General features: G+C 50.3%; 24 protein-coding genes and 1 tRNA gene. All 25 read left to right on the top strand.

Annotated features, from left to right (window positions below):
* The 25 genes from GF409_02760 (at window position 1) to GF409_02640 (ending at window position 19,881) form a co-directional block, all read left to right on the top strand.
* A complete protein-coding gene (locus GF409_02760; GenBank protein MBD3426133.1) occupies window positions 1–858 on the top strand; it encodes a bifunctional methylenetetrahydrofolate dehydrogenase/methenyltetrahydrofolate cyclohydrolase in 858 nt (285 codons plus the stop codon).
* Window positions 859–881: 23 nt separating this feature from the next.
* Window positions 882–1,622, top strand: a complete 741-nt coding sequence (locus tag GF409_02755; GenBank protein ID MBD3426132.1) for a methylenetetrahydrofolate reductase — start codon at window positions 882–884, stop codon at window positions 1,620–1,622.
* 1 nt (window position 1,623) lies between these two features.
* A complete protein-coding gene (panB, locus tag GF409_02750) occupies window positions 1,624–2,427 on the top strand; it encodes a 3-methyl-2-oxobutanoate hydroxymethyltransferase (protein MBD3426131.1) in 804 nt (267 codons plus the stop codon).
* Between the two features lie 21 nt (window positions 2,428–2,448).
* Complete coding sequence (locus GF409_02745) at window positions 2,449–3,588, top strand: AAA family ATPase (GenBank protein MBD3426130.1); 1,140 nt, start codon at window positions 2,449–2,451, stop codon at window positions 3,586–3,588.
* Window positions 3,589–3,600: 12 nt separating this feature from the next.
* Complete coding sequence (locus GF409_02740) at window positions 3,601–4,617, top strand: hypothetical protein (protein MBD3426129.1); 1,017 nt, start codon at window positions 3,601–3,603, stop codon at window positions 4,615–4,617.
* Window positions 4,608–5,699, top strand: coding sequence for a tRNA 2-thiouridine(34) synthase MnmA (gene mnmA / locus GF409_02735; protein MBD3426128.1), 1,092 nt, complete (start codon window positions 4,608–4,610; stop codon window positions 5,697–5,699). The genes GF409_02740 and mnmA overlap by 10 nt, the downstream gene beginning before the upstream one ends.
* Before the next feature lie 64 nt (window positions 5,700–5,763).
* Window positions 5,764–5,840: transfer RNA gene (locus GF409_02730), tRNA-Met, on the top strand.
* A gap of 132 nt (window positions 5,841–5,972) precedes the next feature.
* Window positions 5,973–6,395, top strand: a complete 423-nt coding sequence (locus GF409_02725) for a hypothetical protein (GenBank protein MBD3426127.1) — start codon at window positions 5,973–5,975, stop codon at window positions 6,393–6,395.
* Between the two features lie 18 nt (window positions 6,396–6,413).
* Window positions 6,414–7,418 (top strand): FtsH protease activity modulator HflK, encoded by a 1,005-nt coding sequence (gene hflK / locus GF409_02720; protein ID MBD3426126.1) that lies wholly within the window; start codon window positions 6,414–6,416, stop codon window positions 7,416–7,418.
* Window positions 7,418–8,362: a protease modulator HflC gene (gene hflC, locus GF409_02715; GenBank protein MBD3426125.1), complete on the top strand. Its 945-nt coding sequence runs from the start codon at window positions 7,418–7,420 to the stop codon at window positions 8,360–8,362. Before hflK ends, hflC begins: the two co-directional genes overlap by 1 nt.
* 41 nt (window positions 8,363–8,403) lie before the next feature.
* Window positions 8,404–9,150, top strand: a complete 747-nt coding sequence (locus GF409_02710; GenBank protein ID MBD3426124.1) for an HD domain-containing protein — start codon at window positions 8,404–8,406, stop codon at window positions 9,148–9,150.
* Window positions 9,151–9,154: 4 nt separating this feature from the next.
* Window positions 9,155–9,334 (top strand): hypothetical protein, encoded by a 180-nt coding sequence (locus tag GF409_02705; GenBank protein ID MBD3426123.1) that lies wholly within the window; start codon window positions 9,155–9,157, stop codon window positions 9,332–9,334.
* Window positions 9,335–9,337: 3 nt separating this feature from the next.
* A complete protein-coding gene (locus GF409_02700) occupies window positions 9,338–9,946 on the top strand; it encodes a site-2 protease family protein (GenBank protein ID MBD3426122.1) in 609 nt (202 codons plus the stop codon).
* A gap of 20 nt (window positions 9,947–9,966) precedes the next feature.
* Window positions 9,967–10,287 (top strand): hypothetical protein, encoded by a 321-nt coding sequence (locus GF409_02695; GenBank protein MBD3426121.1) that lies wholly within the window; start codon window positions 9,967–9,969, stop codon window positions 10,285–10,287.
* The gene (locus GF409_02690; protein ID MBD3426120.1) at window positions 10,244–11,200 is read left to right on the top strand and encodes an NAD-dependent epimerase/dehydratase family protein; all 957 of its coding nucleotides are present in this window, start codon (window positions 10,244–10,246) and stop codon (window positions 11,198–11,200) included. Before GF409_02695 ends, GF409_02690 begins: the two co-directional genes overlap by 44 nt.
* Window positions 11,082–12,110, top strand: a complete 1,029-nt coding sequence (locus GF409_02685; protein MBD3426119.1) for a ribonuclease Z — start codon at window positions 11,082–11,084, stop codon at window positions 12,108–12,110. The genes GF409_02690 and GF409_02685 overlap by 119 nt, the downstream gene beginning before the upstream one ends.
* A gap of 133 nt (window positions 12,111–12,243) precedes the next feature.
* A complete protein-coding gene (locus GF409_02680) occupies window positions 12,244–12,789 on the top strand; it encodes a recombinase (protein ID MBD3426118.1) in 546 nt (181 codons plus the stop codon).
* Entirely contained in the window at window positions 12,786–13,787 is a 1,002-nt protein-coding gene (gene tilS, locus GF409_02675; GenBank protein MBD3426117.1) for a tRNA lysidine(34) synthetase TilS, read from the top strand. Before GF409_02680 ends, tilS begins: the two co-directional genes overlap by 4 nt.
* A gap of 132 nt (window positions 13,788–13,919) precedes the next feature.
* Complete coding sequence (gene hflB, locus GF409_02670) at window positions 13,920–15,845, top strand: ATP-dependent zinc metalloprotease FtsH (GenBank protein ID MBD3426116.1); 1,926 nt, start codon at window positions 13,920–13,922, stop codon at window positions 15,843–15,845.
* Window positions 15,842–16,672 carry a dihydropteroate synthase gene (folP, locus tag GF409_02665; GenBank protein ID MBD3426115.1) on the top strand — a complete coding sequence of 277 codons (831 nt, stop codon included), beginning with the start codon at window positions 15,842–15,844 and terminating at the stop codon, window positions 16,670–16,672. Before hflB ends, folP begins: the two co-directional genes overlap by 4 nt.
* 3 nt (window positions 16,673–16,675) lie before the next feature.
* A complete protein-coding gene (locus GF409_02660) occupies window positions 16,676–17,476 on the top strand; it encodes a TIGR00159 family protein (GenBank protein MBD3426114.1) in 801 nt (266 codons plus the stop codon).
* Window positions 17,473–17,922: a hypothetical protein gene (locus GF409_02655; protein MBD3426113.1), complete on the top strand. Its 450-nt coding sequence runs from the start codon at window positions 17,473–17,475 to the stop codon at window positions 17,920–17,922. Before GF409_02660 ends, GF409_02655 begins: the two co-directional genes overlap by 4 nt.
* Window positions 17,923–18,639, top strand: coding sequence for a pyridoxine 5'-phosphate synthase (locus tag GF409_02650; GenBank protein MBD3426112.1), 717 nt, complete (start codon window positions 17,923–17,925; stop codon window positions 18,637–18,639).
* Window positions 18,636–19,031 (top strand): holo-[acyl-carrier-protein] synthase, encoded by a 396-nt coding sequence (acpS, locus tag GF409_02645; protein MBD3426111.1) that lies wholly within the window; start codon window positions 18,636–18,638, stop codon window positions 19,029–19,031. Before GF409_02650 ends, acpS begins: the two co-directional genes overlap by 4 nt.
* Window positions 19,021–19,881: an NAD(P)H-hydrate dehydratase gene (locus tag GF409_02640; protein ID MBD3426110.1), complete on the top strand. Its 861-nt coding sequence runs from the start codon at window positions 19,021–19,023 to the stop codon at window positions 19,879–19,881. The genes acpS and GF409_02640 overlap by 11 nt, the downstream gene beginning before the upstream one ends.
* Window positions 19,882–19,956 lie beyond the last annotated feature (75 nt).

The raw sequence follows: 19,956 nt of genomic DNA, 5'->3' as shown, positions 1-19,956 counted from the left end.
ATGGGAAAGATCATTGACGGCAGGCAGATAGCGCTGGCTATCAACGATAAGGTCCGCAGGGGTATTCAGCATATCCAAGATGTATCGGGAAGACCGCCTAAACTTGTTTCGATACTTCTGGGCACGAGGAGTGATGCCCAAATATACGTGAATATGCAGAAGAAATCCGCCGCGCAGGTGGGGATTGATTTTGATTCACGCGTTCTGGAAGAGTCGACCACGTCCGAACAGCTTCTTGACCAGATACGCCGTCTTAACGAAAATAATGCTGTCAGTGCCATCATAGTCCAGAAACCGCTTCCCGAAGGCATTCAGCATGACAGTATAGTAGCCAGTATGTTGGCTGAGAAGGATGCCGAGGGCATACACCCTCTTAACCTGGGAAAGATATTGCGCAAGGAAGCGGACATCGTTCCATGCACACCAGGAGCTGTAATGAAGATCCTCAATATGCAGGGGGTGGACCTCTATGGCAAGGAGGTCGTGATCATAGGGCATTCCGCCATAGTCGGCAAACCCCTGAGCATGATGATGCTGAACGAGATGGCCACTGTCACTGTCTGTCATATAGGCACATATGAAAAAGGCGATATAAAGGCTCATGCCAGGAAAGCGGATGTTCTCGTTGTCGCGGTCGGTAAGGCGCAGATGGTAAAAAGCGACTGGATCAAGGAAGGCTGCGCGGTCATCGATGTCGGTATAAACAGGACTGACAAGGGCATAGTAGGAGATGTTGATTTCGAAGACGTAAAAGATAAAGCTTCTTTCATAACGCCGGTGCCAGGAGGTGTGGGCCCGGTTACCGTATCCATCCTCATGCGGAATGTGTTCAGGGCGTATAGACGCCAGAACAGCTGAACAGGAAAGGACAGGCCTAACGAATGGGCAGGATATCACTGGAACTCGTACCCAGGAGCGAAGAACTTTTTACGGAAGAACTCAGAACTGTCAGGGAAAGGTTCCCCTGCGTGGAGACTCTGAACATCCCCGATATCCTCAAGTTCGATGTAAGGATACCCGAGGCATGCAAAGTCGCGGTGCCTTTTTTCCCGCATATAATACCGCATATACGTGCCGTTTCAATAAATAAAGAGGAGCCTTTCCCTTACAGGCGGCTATTTTCCGAGTATGGCATCACCGAGGTCCTCGTGATCCTGGGGGACAACCCGGATATCGTTTCAAAGAGCGAAAACCCCTGCACGTCGATAGAGCTTATAAAGAAACTCAAGGAGGAGGTTCCGGAACTTAAGGTATACGCTGGCATCGATCAGTGGAGAACGACCTTTTCGGAAGAAATGGAATATGTCGAACAGAAAAGGAATGCGGGTGCCGACGGTTTTTTTACTCAGCCGTTCTTTGACCTGGATCTATTGGAACAGTGGTCCAGGGAGCTTGAGGATACACATGTTTTCTGGGGGCTCGCTCCCGTAATAAGGGAATCATCCAAGAAATACTGGGAAACAAAGAACAAGGTAGTTTTTCCGGAAAAATTCGTCTGTTCCATGAAGTGGAACCAGACCTTTGCCAGAGAGGTGCTTAACCGGACCACAGCGAAAACCTCTCATGTATATCTGTGTCCGATAACTGTGGATTTCGTGGATTACCTGACGGGGATATTTTAATATGAGCAAAGAGCGCATTACGGTACTTGATTTCAGGCGCAAGAAGGAGAACGGGGAGAAGATCACCATGCTCACCGCCTATGATTATCCCATGGCCAGCATTCTGGACTCGGCGGGTATAGATGCGGTACTGGTGGGGGATTCGCTGGCGATGGTGGTGCTGGGACAGGAGGATACTCTGGGTGTTGGCATGGATGAGATGGTACATCACGCCAAAGCGGTCAGCCGGGGGGTAAAACGTTCCTTTCTTATAGGGGATATGCCCTTTATGTCGTACCAGCCTTCTGACAGGGATGCGGTGAAGAACGCCGGCAGGTTCGTCCAAGAGGCCGGCTGCCAGGCCGTTAAGCTCGAGGGCGGCAGTGAGGTCCTGCCGCGTGTTAAGGCTATAACCGAGGCGGGCATCCCCGTACTGGGCCATATAGGTCTTACCCCTCAGAGCGTTAACAAGATCGGCGGCTATAAGGTGCAGGGCAGGTTCCAGCAGGAAGCCGAAAAACTTACTGAAGACGCGACATTACTGGAAAAGGCCGGATGTTTCGCTCTTATTCTTGAATGTGTACCGGAAAAACTCGCCGGTGAGATCACCTCAAAACTGAAGATACCCACCATTGGCATAGGCGCTGGAAAACTGTGTGATGGTCAGGTTCTTGTCACCTACGATATGGTCGGTTATTTTGACAAGTTCGTGCCCAAGTTCGTTAGAAGGTACGCCGAAATAAGCAAGACAATAAAAAAAGCCGTCCTTTCTTTCAAAAAACAGACCGAAGAGGGAAGTTTCCCCTCGCAGGAAGAGTCTTTCTGAGAAACATCGGGCGTTATCGTTATGAAACCTTATCTGGAAACCTGGGAAAAAATATTCGGTATAAAGCGAACAAGGCGCATTTTCATAGCCGCTACCCGGCAGAACGTGGGCAAGACCACTGTCTCGCTGGGTCTATTGGCAACTCTCCGAAAACATTCAAAGAAGGTGGGCTTCATTAAGCCGGTCGGGCAGCGTTATCTCGTTGAAAAAGGGGACAAAGTGGACGAGGATTCGGTCCTCATGGATCGCATTTTCAATCTTGGTTCCCAGCTCAAGGATATGTCGCCCGTTGCCGTCGAGAAAGGATATACTGAGAAGTTCCTTGACGGGAGGATCCAGGATAACTCCGGTGAAACCATAAAAGAGGCTTTTTCCAGGATCTCCGAAGGCAAAGACATAGTGATCATTGAAGGCACAGGCCATGCTGGGGTAGGTTCGGTATTCGATCTTTCAAATGCCGCCGTGGCGAAAATGCTCGATTCGCAGGTGATACTGGTGGCTCCCGGGGGTATAGGCAATCCCATAGACGAGATCATGCTCAACAGGTCACTTTTCGATAATATGGGTGTTAAGCTCGCCGGGGTGGTTATAAACAAGGTTCTTCCCCATAAATACGACAAGATAAACACTTACGTAAGAAAAGGCCTGGAAAGGCTGGGCATACCAGTTCTCGGCGTTCTTCCTTATGTTGAACTTTTGGACATACCGACTATGCGGGATTTCAAAGAGGAGCTTGACATGCATGTGCTCTGCGGCGAAAAATACCTCGGCAGACAGATGCGCAAGGTCCTCGTAGGTGCGATGGAGGTCAGGGAGGCGGCTCAGTACATCGAGGATGATTCGCTTGTCATAACCCCGGGTAACCGGGCAGATCTCATCAATCTTCTTATAAAGATACATACAGGCCGTTTTAAGGCCCCGAGAAGGATAGCGGGACTGGTCCTTTCCGGAGGGATGACCCCCAGACGCAGGATATACAACGCCCTTAGAAGTACCGATATCCCGACGCTTACATGTCGGCATGACACTTACGACGTTGCTTCGAGGATACATGACCTGACGGTGAAGATAAAATCGAGGGACGAGAACAAGGTCAAACTCGCTATCGACATGATAGAAAAATATGTTTACGTCGAAAGGGTCTTCAAGAGCATAATCTAGCCGTATAAATTCATGAGATCTACCAAGATACATACGATCATTGCCGCTTCTATCGCCTTGGCGATGTTCTCGGGTTGCTCCAGACCAACAAGTGCAAGCGGATACTCCCGCGTGGAGCCGCTTTTGGGCACATTCGTGCAGATCAAGATACAACAGGCCGTCGTGCCCGAGAAAAAGCTGGAAGAAGCTGCTCAAGGAGCTATGCGTCTTGCGCGATCGCTTGAAGAAAAGTACAGCTCTTTCGATCCGGAAAGTGAAGTCAATGAGCTCAATAGCGCTCGGCAGAAACGTGTTTCACCTCAGCTGTTCCAGCTTATCTCCGAGGCTCAGAGGATAGGCGCCCTGACAGGGGGTCAGTTCGATATAACCGTCTCCCCAGTACTTAAGGCGGACGGTTTTTACCGTAACATGCCGAAAGAGATCCTTGATCAGATACCCGATGATTATACGGGTGTCGGATGGGATAATATCGTGATAGACCAGGCAGCCGGTACGGTCAAGTTGCTTAACGGAGCTTGGATAGATCTCTCGGGTATCGCAAAAGGATATATTGTCGACAGGATGGTTGAATATCTCCGTGGCAGAGGTCTCCGGGCGGTAATGGTGAACGCCGGAGGCGATCTCTACTGCGGCAGTAGAGAAGACGCAGGCCCCTGGAAAATAGGGGTAAGAAGCCCCAAAGGACGGACTATGGCCGTAACGCTACAGGTGGAGAATTCGGCGGTCGCAACCAGCGGCGATTATGAGAACGTTGTTCTTGAAGGGAGGACCGGCAAAGTGCTCTCTCATCTAATAGACCCTCACAGTGACCGGGCCCTGGACGAAAAATATTCCAGCGTTACGGTCATAGCTCCAACCTGCATGGAGGCGGACGCTTTATCGACCGGGATGATGGTCATGGGCCCTGAGCGGGCAGTGAAGCTGGCTGAGAGGCTTGAGGGTATCGAGATCATAACCGTTAGTGCTCCGGAAGGCCGGCAGAAGGTTAAGTCTTCCGAGGGAGCGGAAAAATACATGATGTGGAGATGATAAGGATGAAGATACTGGTCGCTATGTCAGGAGGGGTCGATTCGAGCGTTGCAGCTCTTAAACTGAAGAGCGAAGGGCATGATCTCATTGGTGCGACCATCCAGACCTGGCCAAAGGAAGAATGCGACGCCGAAGGTGAAAAGCTGTGTTGCTCGGAGTCAGCCGTTCGTTACGCGCGCAGCGTCGCGGAGGACCTGGACATCCCGTATCACGTGATAGATCTCTCAAGGGAGTTCGCCGAGATCGTTAAGGATTATTTCGCGGAAGAATATTCCAGGGGCAGAACGCCGAACCCCTGTATTTACTGTAACAGCAGGATAAAGTTCGGACTGCTTCTTAAGAAGGCCCGCCAGATGGGCGCCGAGAAAATAGCGACCGGTCATTATGCCCGCATACTTAAGGGGCCTGGCGGCTGTATGCTCTCCGAAGCCAGGGATAAATGGCGCGATCAATCCTATTTTTTGTATGATATTTCCCAAAAAGAACTTTCAAGCGTGTTGTTCCCCCTGGGGGAGATGGCCAGGGAAGAGGTTAAGGAAATGGCCGTCGGGCGGAACTTTATGTCGGCTTGGCGCAAGTCAAGCCAGGATGTATGCTTTGCAACGGCCCAGAGCGATTACAGGGATTATCTCAGTAAGCTGGGGATAGAGGCGTTCAAAGAGGGCGACATACTTGACACCTCGGGCAAGGTCATCGGCCGGCATAAGGGGGTCGCCGCATATACAGTTGGACAACGCAGAGGTCTTGGACTTGCCATGCCGCAACCAGTGTATGTGCTCAAAATAGACGCGGATAACAACACGATAACCGTTGGCGAGAAAGAACACGCCATGAATTCCAGGATACGTGTTGCAGGGTTTAACTGGCTTATCATGGAGAAGCTCAAGGGGAAGATGCGTTTTCAGACAAAGATAAGATATAACAGCAAGAAAGAGGCCGCGAGTGTAATTCCGTGGGGGGACGATGAAGCGGTAGTTGAGTTCGACAGACCCCAGTTCGCTCCCACGCCTGGACAGGCGGCGGTATTCTATGACGATGAGGTGGTTGCCGGTGGCGGCTGGATAGAGGAAGCGCTTATGTGAACAGCTCTCGTTGACAAAGGCCGTTCTTTACAATATAATGGATTTTCACTTTTCAGGGTCCGATGGCGGGGTAGCTCAGTTGGTTAGAGCGCACGGCTCATACCCGTGTTGTCGGCGGTTCGAATCCGCCCCCCGCTACCAGATCGCCAGAACGGCATTATCTGCCGCGCAAATCCTTATATGTTCCCCCTGTCATTTCAGTATGGTATCATAAGCTGATTTGTCATATAATTATATATTCTTTAATTTGCATCACCTTGAAAGGTGAAACATATGATAAAGAAACTCCTAATTGCAAGCATTGCTTTTTCATTTCTGTTCTTGGCGCATCCGGCGGCCGAAGCATTATATCGCGGCGGTTCGGGGCAGTTGTGCCATGTTCCGCAGCCGAGGCTTTTTGAACCAAGTTCGGATAAGGTCGACCTGCGGGGCATTGAAACGATGCAGTTCCAGTGGAGTCCACACGTCGGCGACCGGATCAAGCGAGAGTATTATGACTTCAGGATATACAAAGGGTACGATATGCTGGCTTCCGGTTTGATATACAAAGAGCGTTTACGCGACAGCAAGTACGAGCATGGGGTGCCTTCGGATCTTTTCGAGAACGGCACCGTATATACATGGGCGCTTAGACAGGTTTACAGACACGCTGGCAAAAGCACCAGAAGTATACGTTCGTTCAGGGTAATCAAGTAAATCAGGGAAGGAGTTGTTATGGATAATTTCAGATCACCCGACGACCTTTTCAAGGACGAGGCTAAAAAAGTGAAACAGATGGGTAAGGACTACCTCAAGTATCTTCCGGCTGGTATTGCTGTTCTGATAGCGATCTTTGCGCTCCAGAGCGGCATTTATTCTATAGGACCTGACGAGGTCGGGGTCGTCCAGAGGTTCGGCGGTTATGTCCGGACCACAGAGCCGGGATTGCAAGTCAAGTTGCCCTTCGGTATCGAAAAGGCCACACCTATAAAGGTCAAGAAGATCTTCAAGGAGGAATTCGGCTTCAGGACTGCGCGGTCCGGAGTGCGAAGTGTTTATGCCGCGCGTAAGTTCCCCGAAGAGTCGCTTATGCTTACAGGGGATCTTAACATACTGGACGTGAGGTGGATCGTTCAGTTCCGCGTCAATGATCCTGTGGAACTGATGTTCCGCACAAAAAAGCCCGTGGGTAATGTCAGGGTCATGTCTGAAGTGGTAATGCGCAGGCTGGTGGGGGACTATACGGTTGATGAGGTCCTCACTACTAAACGTCAGGAGATCGACCATAAGGCGGAACTGGACCTGCAGGAGCTCATGGATAAATATCAGACGGGGATCAGTATAGTCACTGTCAAGCTGCTGGATGTGAACCCTCCTGACAGGGTGAAACCCGCTTTCAACGAGGTGAACGAAGCCAAGCAGGAGCGGGAGAGAATGATCAACGAAGCCTGGGAAGAATACAACAAGGCGGTGCCTCGCGCCAAAGGTGAAGCGCTCAGAACGATCAGGCAGGCTGAAGGGTACCAGCTTGATAAGATCAACCGGGCCGAAGGCGAATCGGAAAGATTCCTGGTCACTTGGGAAGAGTATAAAAAGGCACCGGAGATAACCAAGAAAAGGCTGTACCTTGAGACGATGTCCAGGGTCTTGCCTCAGGCTGAGACCAAATACATCACTGATCCTCAGCAGAATTCTATTCTTCCGCTGTTGAGGCTTGGCGAGAAAGGGGGCGAGCAATGATAAAAAAAGCGGCTAACATTATAATGGGGGTGGCCATTCTGGCGGCTATTGCGTTCCTTACGGGAACTGTATATGTAGTAGATGAGACCCAGCAGGTCGTCATAACCCAGTTCGGAAGGCCTGTGGGTGAGCCTGTTACCAGGGCCGGACTTCATTTTAAGGTCCCGTTCATACAGATCGCGCATTCTTTTGATAAAAGGTTGCTCAACTGGGACGGTGATCCTAACCAGATACCCACCCGGGACAAGAAATACATCTGGGTGGATACCACGGCACGCTGGAAGATCAAGAACGCGTTGATGTTTCTGCAATCAGTGGGGACTGAGCGCGGCGCGCATGGAAGGCTGGACGATATCATCAATTCCGCTACCAGAGACGTGATAACCAGCCATCCTCTCGTGGAGACCATCAGGGATTCCAATCGGATACTTGATACGGAAACCCCCGCGGAGATAACCGCCATCGCCGAAGAGGCCCTTGAAAGGATAACCATGGGCCGTACGGCGCTGGAAAACGACATTCTCAAAAGAGCACAGGAATTAATGCCCCAGTACGGTATTGAGCTGGTCGATGTAAGGATAAAAAGGCTCAATTATGTTGAGGAAGTGCGACAAAAAGTCTATGAAAGGATGATATCAGAAAGGAAGCGTGCTGCGGAACAGTACCGGTCCGAAGGTATGGGAAAGAGCGCCGAGATAAGGGGACAGAAGGAAAAGGAGCTTAAGCGAATATCCTCGGAGGCTTACAAGACAGCCCAGGGCATCCGTGGTAAGGCCGATGCTGAAGCCATAAAGATATATGCAGATTCCTACAGCAAGGACCCCGGGTTCTATTCGTTCCTCAAGACGCTTGAGACTTATAATAATACAGTTGACGGTAATACTACCGTTATACTTTCCACGGAAGGGGATTATTACAAATACCTTAAAAGAATGGGGGAGTGAGGCCCTTTCCTTCGTTGTTCAATGGAACGGGAATACGGAATATGACAAAAAGAACCGAGCATAATCTCAAACTCGGCATAAGAGGGGCTTACGAAAATCTGAAACACGCTTATGATGAGATAAAAGAGGCTAATATGGAGATGATCTTCCGTATGGCCGTCGTGGCCGAGTCCAGGGATGTTTCGACCGGGGTGCATCTTGTGCGCATAGCCGATTACAGCGCCATCATCGCAGAGGAGATGGGGCTTTCGGAAAAAGAAGTGGATACTATACGCCACGCCAGTCCCTTGCATGACATCGGCAAGATAACTCTGCCCGATTCTATCCTGAAGAAAAAAGGGAAGCTTACCTCAGAGGAAAGATACATAATGATGAAACACCCCGAAGCCGGGGCCAGGATATTCGCAAACTCAAAGACCCCTATAATGCGTGCCTGCGAGCTTGTGGCCCTGACGCATCATGAGAGGTTCGACGGCAAGGGGTATCCGCGCGGCCTCAAAGGTGAACAGATACCTCTATACGGAAGAATAGTCAGTCTCGCTGATTGTTTTGACGCTTTTACTTCCAAGCGTTCCTACAAGAAGGCTTTCGGGTTCGATAAATCGGTATCGATGGTCCTGGAAAGGGCGGGTACCCATTTTGATCCGGCGGTCGTTATGGCGTTCATGCGCAACAAGGAAAAGATCAAAAGGACCTGGGAAGCTAACAGGGATATTGAACAGTTTTTGATGGACGCGGGGCTTTCCCATGAGGCCCCGCCGCATATTGCAATCCGAAAAGGGGGGTAGAACTATGGCAAAAAAACAGATCAAGTTGAGGAAGGTCCCGAAGTCACAGCTAAAGATTTTCAAGATCAAGAACCGTAAGGGCTTCGCCGGGATATGCAAGAACAACCTTACCGAGGGAAGTACCAGGAACCAGGTCGTCGACAGGATGAACAAGGCCCTTAAACGCATGGGGTATACTCTCTGATATATGGCGAACGCGATTATTTCAATTTCTGTATTTGTTGTCGTTATAGTCATCCATGAACTGGCGCACGGCTACGTGGCATACAGGCTTGGCGATACGACCGCGAGGGATGCGGGCAGACTCACTCTTAATCCCCTGGCCCATGCAGACCCGATAGGGACGGTCCTGCTACCGGCGTTACTTATTATTTCGAGAGCGCCGGTGGTTTTCGGATGGGCCAAACCGGTTCCCGTGAACCCGAATAATTTCAATGACCCCAGGAAGGGCATGCTTCTTACAAGTTGCGCGGGTCCTGCGTCCAACTTGATCCTTGCGGTTTTTTTCGCGGTGATCTTCAGGGCAGGTATTTTCCCGCCAGGTTCTTTGCCGGGGCTGTTCCTTCTTTACGGGGTCCTGATCAGTCTGGTTCTGGGCATTTTCAACCTCATACCTATACCGCCGCTCGATGGCGGCGGTATAGTTGCCGCCATATTGCCACGGGAGGCGGCCAGGAAATACGAGAAACTGGACCGGTACGGGTTCATAATATTGATCGGTCTTTTGTATCTTGGTCTGTTTGATAGAGTGATACTGCCTCTGGTCGGTGTTTTGACAAAAATGCTTTTAAGTTGAGCGCAACTTCGGAGAAGATGATGGACAGACTGCATATAAGTCTCATAGGGTTCGCCGCGGGCATATGCACGACGCTTTCATTCGTGCCTCAGGTGGTGAAGATCTTAAGGACGAAACGCGCCAGGGATATTTCCCTGTACATGTATATTATTCTTACGCTGGGAATATTCCTATGGCTTGTTTACGGTATATTGATAGGTGAGTTCCCGATAGTCCTGGCCAACGGGATAACGCTGTGCTTTTGCCTAATGGTGCTTGTATCAAAAGCGGTCTACAGCCGCGGGGATAAAGGGTTAAATGAAGATAGTGCTGACCGGAGCGACCGGGTTTATAGGAAGTAATCTCCTCAGGGCTCTTGCGGAGAAGGGACATGATGTAGTATCTCTGGTAAGGAGTACTAGTGATGTTTCCCTTCTGGAGAAGATGAAAGTCCCTTACGAGGTCACTGATATACTTAACGCCGACCTTCTCGAGGAGCTATTGAAGAAAATATCCCCTCAGGCCGTCTATCATTGCGCAGCAGCCGTAATGGACCGGGATGAGGATAGTTTGCATCGTGTTAATATCGAAAGCACCCGGAACATCTGCCGGGCCTGTTACGCGAACCATATAGGAAAACTCATATATCTTAGTTCTGTCGCCGTTATCAGCGGTAACGAGCAGGTACCCTTAAGGGATGAGATGCCCTATAAGGCAAGCAATCCTTACGGAAGGTCCAAGATCGAAGCAGAACGCACTGTCATGCAGTTCCGGGAAAAAGGGCTTTCCGTCTGCGTCGTCCGGCCCTGCATGGTTTACGGTCACGGAGAGCCTCACGCTTTAGACAGGATACTGGCCGGAGTGCGGAAGCGCCAGATCCCTCTCGTGGATGTCAAGGGGATGGACTCAAAGCTTCATCTGGTGCATGTGGGCAATCTCGTGCAGTTATTGCTTCTTACCCTTGAAAAAGAAGAAGCCCTGGAAGGCTCTTTCATCGTCGCCGACAAGCAGGTAATTACATTGCGTAAATTCCTTGAGATCTGTTACCGGGAAATGGGGATGGAGCCCCCGGTAGTACCCGCGTGGCTTTTCCGGTTGCTCAGCGTATTTCCTCCGGTGAAAAGGAGGGCGGAAAGGATCTTCAAGGACAGGGTATATGATATCAGCCGGGCCCGGGAGATACTCGGATATGAACCGGAAATATCAACCAAAGAAGGTTTGCGGGAAGTTGTCAGCCAGTGGCGAAAGGAACAGGAAGCGTCTGAAAATGTCTAAGATTACTTTGACCTTGTTGGGCACGACTGCGGGTGTACCTACCAAGCAAAGAGCTCATTCGGCAGTTCATCTGCGTTACAGTGACGCGGAAGAGTTCTGTTGTCTTTTTGATTGCGGTGAAGGCACTCAGCGACAGATACTCTTTGCCGGTCTCAATATGATGAAACTCGATCATATTTTTATCACGCACTGGCACGGTGACCATTGTCTCGGTCTTCCGGGAGTTATAGATACAATGGGGTTCGAGGGGCGTCAGCGACCTTTAACCGTTCACGCGCCGCAGGCGAAGAAGAATGTGAGCAAGTACAGGCAATTGAGCGTTTCCATGGCTAAATTCCGGGTGCTCTCGCAGAATGTCAACCCTCGTGGCAAAAAAACGCAGACGATCTACGAAACGGACAGGTTTCGCGTTGTTTCGGTGCCGGTCAAGCACAGCATTCCCGCAGTAGCGTATGCTTTCATCGAAAAGGAAAAGACTGTCATAGATATTAGAAAAGCTATGCAGCTTGGTCTTCCCGAAGAGGGGCCCGTCTACAAGGAGCTCAAAGAGAAGAAAGAGGTGTCTATCGGAGGCCGGCGCGTTCTTCTTGAAGATGTATCCCACAGGCAGAAGGGGAAGAAAGTGGTCTTCTCCGGCGACACCGAATTGTGCGATTCTCTGCGCCAACTGGTGGAGGGGGCGGACCTTTTGGTCCAGGACTGCACGTATTTTGATGATGTAGGACCGGATAAACCCTATATGCACGCTTCACTGCCCGAGGTGGTGGAAATGGTCCGGCAGGGCGGTGTCGGCAAAACAGTTCTGACACATATAAGCCGAAAGTATCAGGACCAGCAAAGGCTCGAGAAACTGGTGGAGAAGTATCCGGAAATGATCGTTGCAGAGGACCTCATGGAGGTATCTGTTTAAAAAAAAGAAGGAGTGGTTGCCTCTCTTTTTTGTAAAAATCTTCAGCTTAACAGCTTCCCGTCAGAGGACCACTCCTTGGAATAAGTATGCCATAGCGTAAAGAAAAAAGCAAAAATATCGGACTGGGGCTTATATGAAGATATTGTTACATATCTGTTGCGGAGTATGCGCAGGCGCGGTCGCAGAAAAGCTGATGATAGAAGGCCACAGGGTAACCGGGTATTTTTATAATCCGAACATTCATCCGGTTGACGAATACCAAAGAAGGCTCGAGGCATCCAGGAAAGTCGCAACCGAGCTCGGGTTTGATCTGGTGGAAGGCCCCTACGACAGACAGAAATGGTTCGAACTTGTAAAGGGCCTGGAATACGCCCCCGAAGGAGGGGACCGCTGCAGAATCTGTTACAGGATTAGACTTGAGCAAACATACAAATATATGCGTGAAAAGATCTTCGGCGCCTTTACCACTACGCTCAGCGTCAGTCCCCACAAGGATGCTGCGGTCATTAACTCGATAGGGCGTGAAATAGGCGGCGAAAAATTCATTAACGCGGATTTCAAGAAAAAAGGCGGGTTTCTCAGGGCGACAGAGATGTCCAGAGAGATGGGGCTTTACAGGCAGGACTACTGCGGGTGCGTTTACAGCCAGGAAGAGGCTCTTAGGAGAAGGCGAAAATGAACAAAAGAACCGTTACGAAGGCTACGTTCCTGAAACGGGTTAAGGACACCATCAAGCATTATTACATGTTCCGTGAAAACGACAGGGTGCTCGTAGCCGTCTCCGGAGGAGCCGATTCGGTGTGTCTTTTGAACGTTCTGGAATCCGTTAAGAGGTCCCTGGGCATAGACACGGTTATAGCGAACATGGACCATTGCCTGAGAGGGAAAGAATCTGCGAGGGATTCGGATTACGTGAGAAAGCTGTCCCTTCAGCTTGGTCTTCCTTTCGAACATAAAAAAGTCGATGTCAGCTCTTCCGTGAAGAAAGGCGCCTCTCTGGAAGAGAGAGCGCGTGATGAAAGATACAGGTTCTTCCGGGAGGCCGCCAGGAGGAGCGGGTGCAATGTTATCGCCACAGGTCACACCATGGACGACCAGGCCGAAACGGTCATTATGAGGGTGATCTACGGTGCCTCCCCGGTGTCGCTTTCGGGAATACCGCCTGTAAGGGAGGAAAAGGGCCTTAAGCTGGTCAGGCCGTTGATACGGGTTTCGCGTGAACAGATACTGGATTTTCTCGAGAAGAACGGGGTCGGATTTGTCGAGGACAGTTCGAACAGTGATGTTATGTTCCTTCGTAACAAGATGCGCCTTGAAGTTCTTCCTTTCCTTGAGAAGTACAATCCCAGGGTCAAGAGATCTTTGGTGAACCTTTCGGATGCGGTAAGGGAAGACCTTGAATATCTACAGCAGCAGAGCAGAAAGGCCATGGAAGGCTCCAGGAACCGAACGAGGATATCCATAAAGGATATAATACTTCAGCCGAAGGCTTTGCGCAGAGAGGTCTTCAAGCAACTTTTCACGAATGCCGGGGGGAACGTCAAAAAACTCTCATACCGTCACTGGATGCTCATGGACAGGTTTCTCAGGGAAAGTGAAAAAGGAAGATCCCTGGATTTTCCCGGCGACATACGTGTTACGAAAAAGGGCTCGGACCTCGTTTTCGACAAGAGGTGAGGGGCCGGGGATAAGCTTCCTGTCAGCAAGTGTTCCCGCGGGCGTTGACCGGTCACTTCTAGTGTGTTACAATTAGCATGACTGAGAGAAGATATTATAAATAATAAATAATATAACTGAAACGGCAGGAGAATGGATAAAAAAATAGGACCATCAAAAAAAGGCACCGGAAAGAATAGAAAGCCAACCCCTGAACCGCCACAGAGCAGCAAGAACCTGCTCGTGTGGATAATCATAATAGTAGGCCTTTTTTATATTTTCCAGTGGGTTTTCTCTTCCATGGAGGAGACTTCCAGGGAAATGACCTACAAGGAATTCTACGAGACAGTCCAGACGAACGAACAGACAGGGACCATCGTATCCGCGGTCATGGTAAAGGATAGTATTTCCGGCAAGCTCAGTGACGGAAGGCAATTTAACGTCAATATTCCCGATGAGGATCCTGAACTGTTGCAACTTTTAAGGAAAAACGTTCCGGAGTTCGACGTCAGACCTCCGCAGACTTTCCTCGCGAATCTTTTTTATTCGCTCGGGCCCATGCTCATATTCATTCTCTTTCTCTGGTTCTTCATATACAGAGGCGCCTCGGCCGGAGGCGGGAAGATGCTTTCTTTCGGCAAGTCCCGCGCGAAGCTGGCAACCAAGGACAAAATGAACGTCACTTTTGATGATGTCGCCGGGATAGAGGAGGCCAAGGAGGAGCTAAGGGAAGTGATAGAATTCTTAAAAGCCCCCCGTAAATTCCAGAAGCTCGGGGGGAAGATGCCCAAGGGGGTGCTTCTTATGGGACCTCCCGGTACAGGCAAGACCCTGCTGGCAAAGGCCGTTGCCGGAGAAGCCGGTGTTCCTTTTTTCAGTATTTCCGGTTCTGATTTCGTGGAGATGTTCGTGGGAGTAGGTGCCTCAAGGGTAAGGGACCTTTTCGAGCAGGCAAAGAAGTCCGCCAAGATGAGCCAGAAAGGCTGCATTATTTTCATGGATGAGATCGATGCTGTAGGCAGGCAGAGGTTTTCCGGTATCGGTGGCGGGCATGACGAACGTGAACAGACTCTCAACGCTCTTCTCTCGGAGATGGACGGTTTTGATACCGGTATAGGTGTAATACTCATAGCGGCGACGAACAGACCGGATGTTCTTGACGCGGCTCTTCTGAGACCCGGCCGTTTTGACAGACAGATAGTGGTCGATCTTCCGGACATAAATGGCCGAGACGCTATTTTAAAGGTCCACGCGAAGAACATAAAGATGAAAGAGGGAGTGGAGCTTTACAAGATAGCCCGTCAGACCGCGGGTTTTTCCGGTGCGGATCTTGCCAACATCATCAATGAAGCCGCTTTGCTAGGCGCCAGAAAGAACAAGGAAGCTGTGGGGCTTGAAGATCTGCAGGAAGCTATGGAGAGGGTTATGGCCGGTCCCCAGAGGAAGTCGCGGAAAATAAGTGACGAGGAGAAAAGGATCATAGCATATCATGAGGCAGGCCATGCCATGATGTCCTTCTTCATAGAAGGCGCTGACCCCTTGCATAAGGTAACCATCGTTTCGCGCGGAATGGCCCTGGGGTATACCATGCAGCTTCCCAAGCAGGACCAGTATATCTACAGGGAGAAGCAGTTCATAGGCAAGATCGCAGGCATGCTCGGGGGCAGGGCAAGTGAGGAGGTCGCTTTCGGTGAGATCTCTACCGGGGCTCAGGATGATATTCGCAAAGCCACAGAGCTCGCCCGGAACATGGTCACTCAGTACGGTATGAGCCAGAGGCTTGGGCATCTTACAGTGGGCAAACGCCACCAGCAGATCTTTCTGGGCAGGGATATTGCCGAAGAGAGAAATTACAGTGAGGATACCGCAAGGGTCATAGATGAGGAAGTGAAGAACATCGTCGACCATTGTTACGAAATAGCCAAGTCGAAACTTCTGGACAACAAAGACAAGCTTGATATATTGGCCAACAAGCTCATTGAAAAAGAGACGCTGGACGAAAGTGAAGTCAAGACGATCATTGGGTTCGATGTTGAAGAGAAAGCCGCCAGAGCGGAGGAAAAGCCGGAAAAGGCATGAAACTCGGCAGGTACACTATACCCATAGGCCAACGCACTTGCATAATGGGCATATTGAACATTACGCCTGACAGTTTCAGCGACGGAGGAAAATATGCCGAACCTGAACGCGCAGTGGATAAAGGGCTCGAGATGGCTGCCAACGGGGCTGATATTATCGATATAGGCGGGGAATCGTCCAGGCCCGGAGCCGAGGCTGTAACAGCCTCTGAAGAAGCGGACAGGATCCTTCCTGTCGTAGAAAAGCTCTCTTCTGAAGCCGGTGTACCGTTGTCCGTGGATACCTGCAAGAGTGAGGTCGCTAGGCAGGCTCTCTCTGCCGGGGCAGTTATGGTGAACGACATAAGGGCTTTGCGGGGGGATAAGCGTATGGCCTCAATAGTGGCTCAGTTCGGGGCGGGCGTGGCCCTTATGCACATGAAAGGCGAGCCCGGGAACATGCAGATGGATCCGCGGTATGGGGATCTCATAAAAGAAATATCGGATCATCTAGCCGGTTCGATAAAAATTGCCGAGGATTCCGGGATAGACCCGGAGATGATAATTGTCGATCCCGGAATAGGTTTTGGTAAGACGCTTCAACACAATCTCAGGATCCTTAAGGATCTCGAAAAGCTGAAAGGTTTGGGAAAACCATTACTGGTGGGAACTTCAAGGAAATCTTTTATCGGCAAAGTGACCTCCAAAGAAGTTACCGGCAGAGAATTCGGTACTGCCGCAAGTGTAGCGGTTGCGATAATGAACGGAGCCGATATGGTTCGGGTACATGATGTTCCCCAGATGAGGGACGTCGCAAGGGTGGTCGACGCGATCAAAACGGGTGTATGAATTATGGTATTCATGTCATGGGAAATAGTTCTTGAGGTACTGATACTTTGGGGAGTTTATTACATGGTGTATCTCTTGTTAAAGGGCACTGCCGCCGAGCAGGTTCTCAAGGGACTCATCATAATATCTTTCGTGGTGCTTTTGAGCAAGGGGCTTAATCTTGTTATCATAAACTGGCTCCTGACGAGACTCCTTGCGATCTCGGTGATAGCCTTTCTTATTATTTTTCAGCCAGAGATACGGCGTGGGCTCGCCAGGATCGGCAGGTTCGGGATCTTTTCAGGGGAAAAAGAGACCCTGAGTGAGATAGCCAAGGCTGCCGTGGTCCTCTCGAAAAAAAAGACCGGTGCGCTTATCGCCATTGAAAGGGAAATAGGGCTGCGCCGTTATGTAGAAAGTGGGGTAACGATCGATTCTACGGTGACGAGCGAACTTATCAATACGATCTTTGATCCAAGCACGCCACTGCACGACGGGGGTGTCATTGTTTCAGAGCAGCGCATAGAGGCCGCAGCCTGCCTTTTTCCACTCACGCAAAACCCAGAAGTTCCAAAAACCATGGGCACCAGGCACAGAGCGGCCCTGGGGCTCAGCGAAGATACCGATTCGGTCATAATAGTGGTAAGCGAAGAGACCGGGGGCATTTCCATCGCGGTAGGCGGCAAAATGACCAGGGATATTGAATCGAAGAGTCTCAGTAGGGTCCTGGAGAGGGTATATGTGCCGAAAGAACGAAAAAGATCCGTTCCAGCTATCATAAGAAGAATTATGCAAAAGAAGAAGATGATCGGAGACAATGCATGAGATGGGGAAAGATCATTCTGAATAATTTCTGGGCCAAGCTTATTGCGCTGGCATTAGCTGTAGCGACATGGTTCTACGTCTTCGATGTCGTCAATACCGATACTTATATCCAGAAAGAGGAGACTTCCGAAGAGATCTTTTCCAGATTCAATTTCGTGGTAAAGCAGGTCCCTGTAAAACCTGTGTTCTGGGGAAAATCCCCACAGGGATACAGGGTCGTCTTTGATAAGGTTAAAGTCGAGCCCGCAAGAGTATCTATTTTTGGCCCCAGTGAAGTGATAGAGTCGGTGGATGAGCTAAGGACGGAGAAGATAAACCTTGGTGAGTATACCCGAAGCGCAAGGTTGCAGCTCGGACTGAGGTCGGATGTCAAGTTCCTGCAGTTCGATGATGAAGTCGTTGACGTTTATCTTCCGGTGGAATCCGCAGGTGAGGAGCAGAAATAGATGACTAAACTCGGCGTCAATATCGATCACGTGGCCACTATCAGGGAAGCCAGAAAAACCTTCGAGCCAGATCCCGTGGAAGCCGTTTACGAATGCGAGAAGGCAGGGTGCGACGGTATAGTCTGCCATTTACGTAAGGACAGGCGCCATATAAACGATACTGATCTTGAAAGGATAAAAGACGCTGTTACCACGCGACTCAATCTTGAGATGTCCGTTGATAGTGAGATACTGGATATAGCCTGCCGGATAAAACCAGACCAGGCCACGATCGTTCCCGAGAACAGGCAGGAAATAACAACTGAAGGCGGATTGGATGTTGTGGGTAATATGAAAAGGGTTAAAGAGGTCGTGGGCGCTCTGCAAAGATCAGGCATCACGGTAAGCCTTTTCATTGACCCTGAGGTCTCCCAGGTGGATGCCGCTGTGGATAGCGGTGTGAAGATGGTCGAGTTCCATATTGGAGGGTATGCCGAGCAATTCCATTCCGGAGGTGATCATAAAGGCGAGCTGAACGTTCTGGAGAAGGTATCATCTTACGCGAGGGGCAAGGACATAACCGTCTGCGCCGGGCACGGCCTTACTTATCAGAATGTTGAGCCGATAGCGGCCATTGACGGGATGTACGAGCTTAATATAGGCCATTCGATAATTTCCAGGTCGGTGTTCGTCGGTTTGGCCGAAGCGGTCAGGATGATGAAAGAATCAATACGATGAACGTTCAGGGCATAGGCATAGACGCGATCGAGATCGAAAGGTTCCAGAATGCGGTCAACAAACACGGGGAACCGTTCCTTGAGCGGATATTCACCGACAAAGAGCTTAAGCATGCCGTCGGTAAGAACAGAAAAGGCTATTACATGCACATGGCCGGCAAGTTCGCGGCCAAGGAAGCCGTTAAAAAGGCGCTTCCTGACGGAGCCCGCATAGGCCTGAACTGGGCGGAAATAGAGATACTCAATGCCGAAGACGGGAAACCCTACGCCGTTCTGCACGGCCAGGCAAAGGAATTGATGAATAAATATGAACTGTCGCGGGTTTTTGTCAGTATTTCCCATACTCACGAGCTTGCGACCTCAAACGCGATGGTGGTGAAAAATGGTACGTGAACACATAGATAAGATTCCTTCCAGGCGCAAGGATTCGCATAAAGGCGATTATGGTAAGGTCCTTGTACTTGCTGGCTCTAGAGGGATGACCGGTGCGGCTTTTCTTTGCTCGCAGGGGGCGCTTCATTCGGGAAGCGGGTTGGTAATTAATGGCATACCAGAATCTCTGAACCCGGTGATGGAAGTCAAACTTACCGAGGTCATGACCTTGCCTCTGCATGAAACTCCGGAGCAGGCACTTGGGCATAAGGCCAAGGCCGATATACTCGCATTTTCTAAGAAATGTGATGTTGTTGCAATGGGGCCGGGGATGGGTACCGCTGACAGCACGAAAACTCTCGTTAAGGACCTTTTGAATGAGATTGAGATACCTCTGGTGCTTGATGCTGATGGGATAAATTGTCTGGAGGGGGATATTGATATTCTAGGCAAAAGATCTTTCAGGACCGTTATTACACCTCACCCGGGGGAGCTTGCCCGCTTGACCGGTAAGACGGCCACGGACATACAGGCAAACAGGGAAGATATCACCAAAAGCATAGCTGAGGTAACTGAAACGGTTGTTGTGCTTAAGGGGTACGGGACTGTTGTCGCAAGTCCCGACGGGAAGGTGTATGTTAACCAGACAGGTAATTCAGGCATGGCCTCAGGCGGCACAGGTGATGTGCTGACGGGCATGATAGCTTCCTTTATCGGGCAGGGCATTGATGATTATTCGGCGAGCGTTTGTGCCGTTTATCTCCATGGTACGGCTGGGGATATTGCCGCAGAAGAAGTCGGGCAGTTCAGCATGACAGCTTCTGATATACTGGACCTTTTGCCGGAGGCATTTGACAGGGCCGGTATATAGGGCAAGACCCCTGAAACCTTTTCATTGATGGGGGGATGCAATGGAAGGATATGATTAATATAAACTGAAGGCAAT

It is taken from the genome of Candidatus Omnitrophota bacterium, assembly GCA_014728045.1.
In the GTDB taxonomy this organism is placed as follows: Bacteria; Omnitrophota; Gorgyraeia; order Tantalellales; family Tantalellaceae; genus WJMH01.
Note: the sequence above shows the minus strand (reverse complement) of the source record. Positions and strands in the feature narration are given on the sequence as shown.

Excerpts from the sequence above, each read along its gene's own strand:
- GF409_02705 (MBD3426123.1), top strand. The coding sequence starts at position 9,155 with ATGGCAAAAAAACAGATCAAGTTGAGGAAGGTCCCGAAGTCACAGCTA.
- GF409_02640 (MBD3426110.1), top strand. The coding sequence starts at position 19,021 with ATGGTACGTGAACACATAGATAAGATTCCTTCCAGGCGCAAGGATTCG.
- GF409_02660 (MBD3426114.1), top strand. The coding sequence starts at position 16,676 with ATGGTATTCATGTCATGGGAAATAGTTCTTGAGGTACTGATACTTTGG.
- acpS (MBD3426111.1), top strand. The coding sequence starts at position 18,636 with ATGAACGTTCAGGGCATAGGCATAGACGCGATCGAGATCGAAAGGTTC.
- GF409_02690 (MBD3426120.1), top strand. The coding sequence starts at position 10,244 with ATGAAGATAGTGCTGACCGGAGCGACCGGGTTTATAGGAAGTAATCTC.
- GF409_02685 (MBD3426119.1), top strand. The coding sequence starts at position 11,082 with ATGATATCAGCCGGGCCCGGGAGATACTCGGATATGAACCGGAAATAT.
- GF409_02680 (MBD3426118.1), top strand. The coding sequence starts at position 12,244 with ATGAAGATATTGTTACATATCTGTTGCGGAGTATGCGCAGGCGCGGTC.
- tilS (MBD3426117.1), top strand. The coding sequence starts at position 12,786 with ATGAACAAAAGAACCGTTACGAAGGCTACGTTCCTGAAACGGGTTAAG.
- GF409_02695 (MBD3426121.1), top strand. The coding sequence starts at position 9,967 with ATGGACAGACTGCATATAAGTCTCATAGGGTTCGCCGCGGGCATATGC.
- GF409_02740 (MBD3426129.1), top strand. The coding sequence starts at position 3,601 with ATGAGATCTACCAAGATACATACGATCATTGCCGCTTCTATCGCCTTG.
- GF409_02760 (MBD3426133.1), top strand. The coding sequence starts at position 1 with ATGGGAAAGATCATTGACGGCAGGCAGATAGCGCTGGCTATCAACGAT.
- folP (MBD3426115.1), top strand. The coding sequence starts at position 15,842 with ATGAAACTCGGCAGGTACACTATACCCATAGGCCAACGCACTTGCATA.
- GF409_02725 (MBD3426127.1), top strand. The coding sequence starts at position 5,973 with ATGATAAAGAAACTCCTAATTGCAAGCATTGCTTTTTCATTTCTGTTC.
- GF409_02655 (MBD3426113.1), top strand. The coding sequence starts at position 17,473 with ATGAGATGGGGAAAGATCATTCTGAATAATTTCTGGGCCAAGCTTATT.
- GF409_02650 (MBD3426112.1), top strand. The coding sequence starts at position 17,923 with ATGACTAAACTCGGCGTCAATATCGATCACGTGGCCACTATCAGGGAA.
- panB (MBD3426131.1), top strand. The coding sequence starts at position 1,624 with ATGAGCAAAGAGCGCATTACGGTACTTGATTTCAGGCGCAAGAAGGAG.
- hflB (MBD3426116.1), top strand. The coding sequence starts at position 13,920 with ATGGATAAAAAAATAGGACCATCAAAAAAAGGCACCGGAAAGAATAGA.
- GF409_02745 (MBD3426130.1), top strand. The coding sequence starts at position 2,449 with ATGAAACCTTATCTGGAAACCTGGGAAAAAATATTCGGTATAAAGCGA.
- GF409_02700 (MBD3426122.1), top strand. The coding sequence starts at position 9,338 with ATGGCGAACGCGATTATTTCAATTTCTGTATTTGTTGTCGTTATAGTC.
- GF409_02755 (MBD3426132.1), top strand. The coding sequence starts at position 882 with ATGGGCAGGATATCACTGGAACTCGTACCCAGGAGCGAAGAACTTTTT.
- hflK (MBD3426126.1), top strand. The coding sequence starts at position 6,414 with ATGGATAATTTCAGATCACCCGACGACCTTTTCAAGGACGAGGCTAAA.
- GF409_02710 (MBD3426124.1), top strand. The coding sequence starts at position 8,404 with ATGACAAAAAGAACCGAGCATAATCTCAAACTCGGCATAAGAGGGGCT.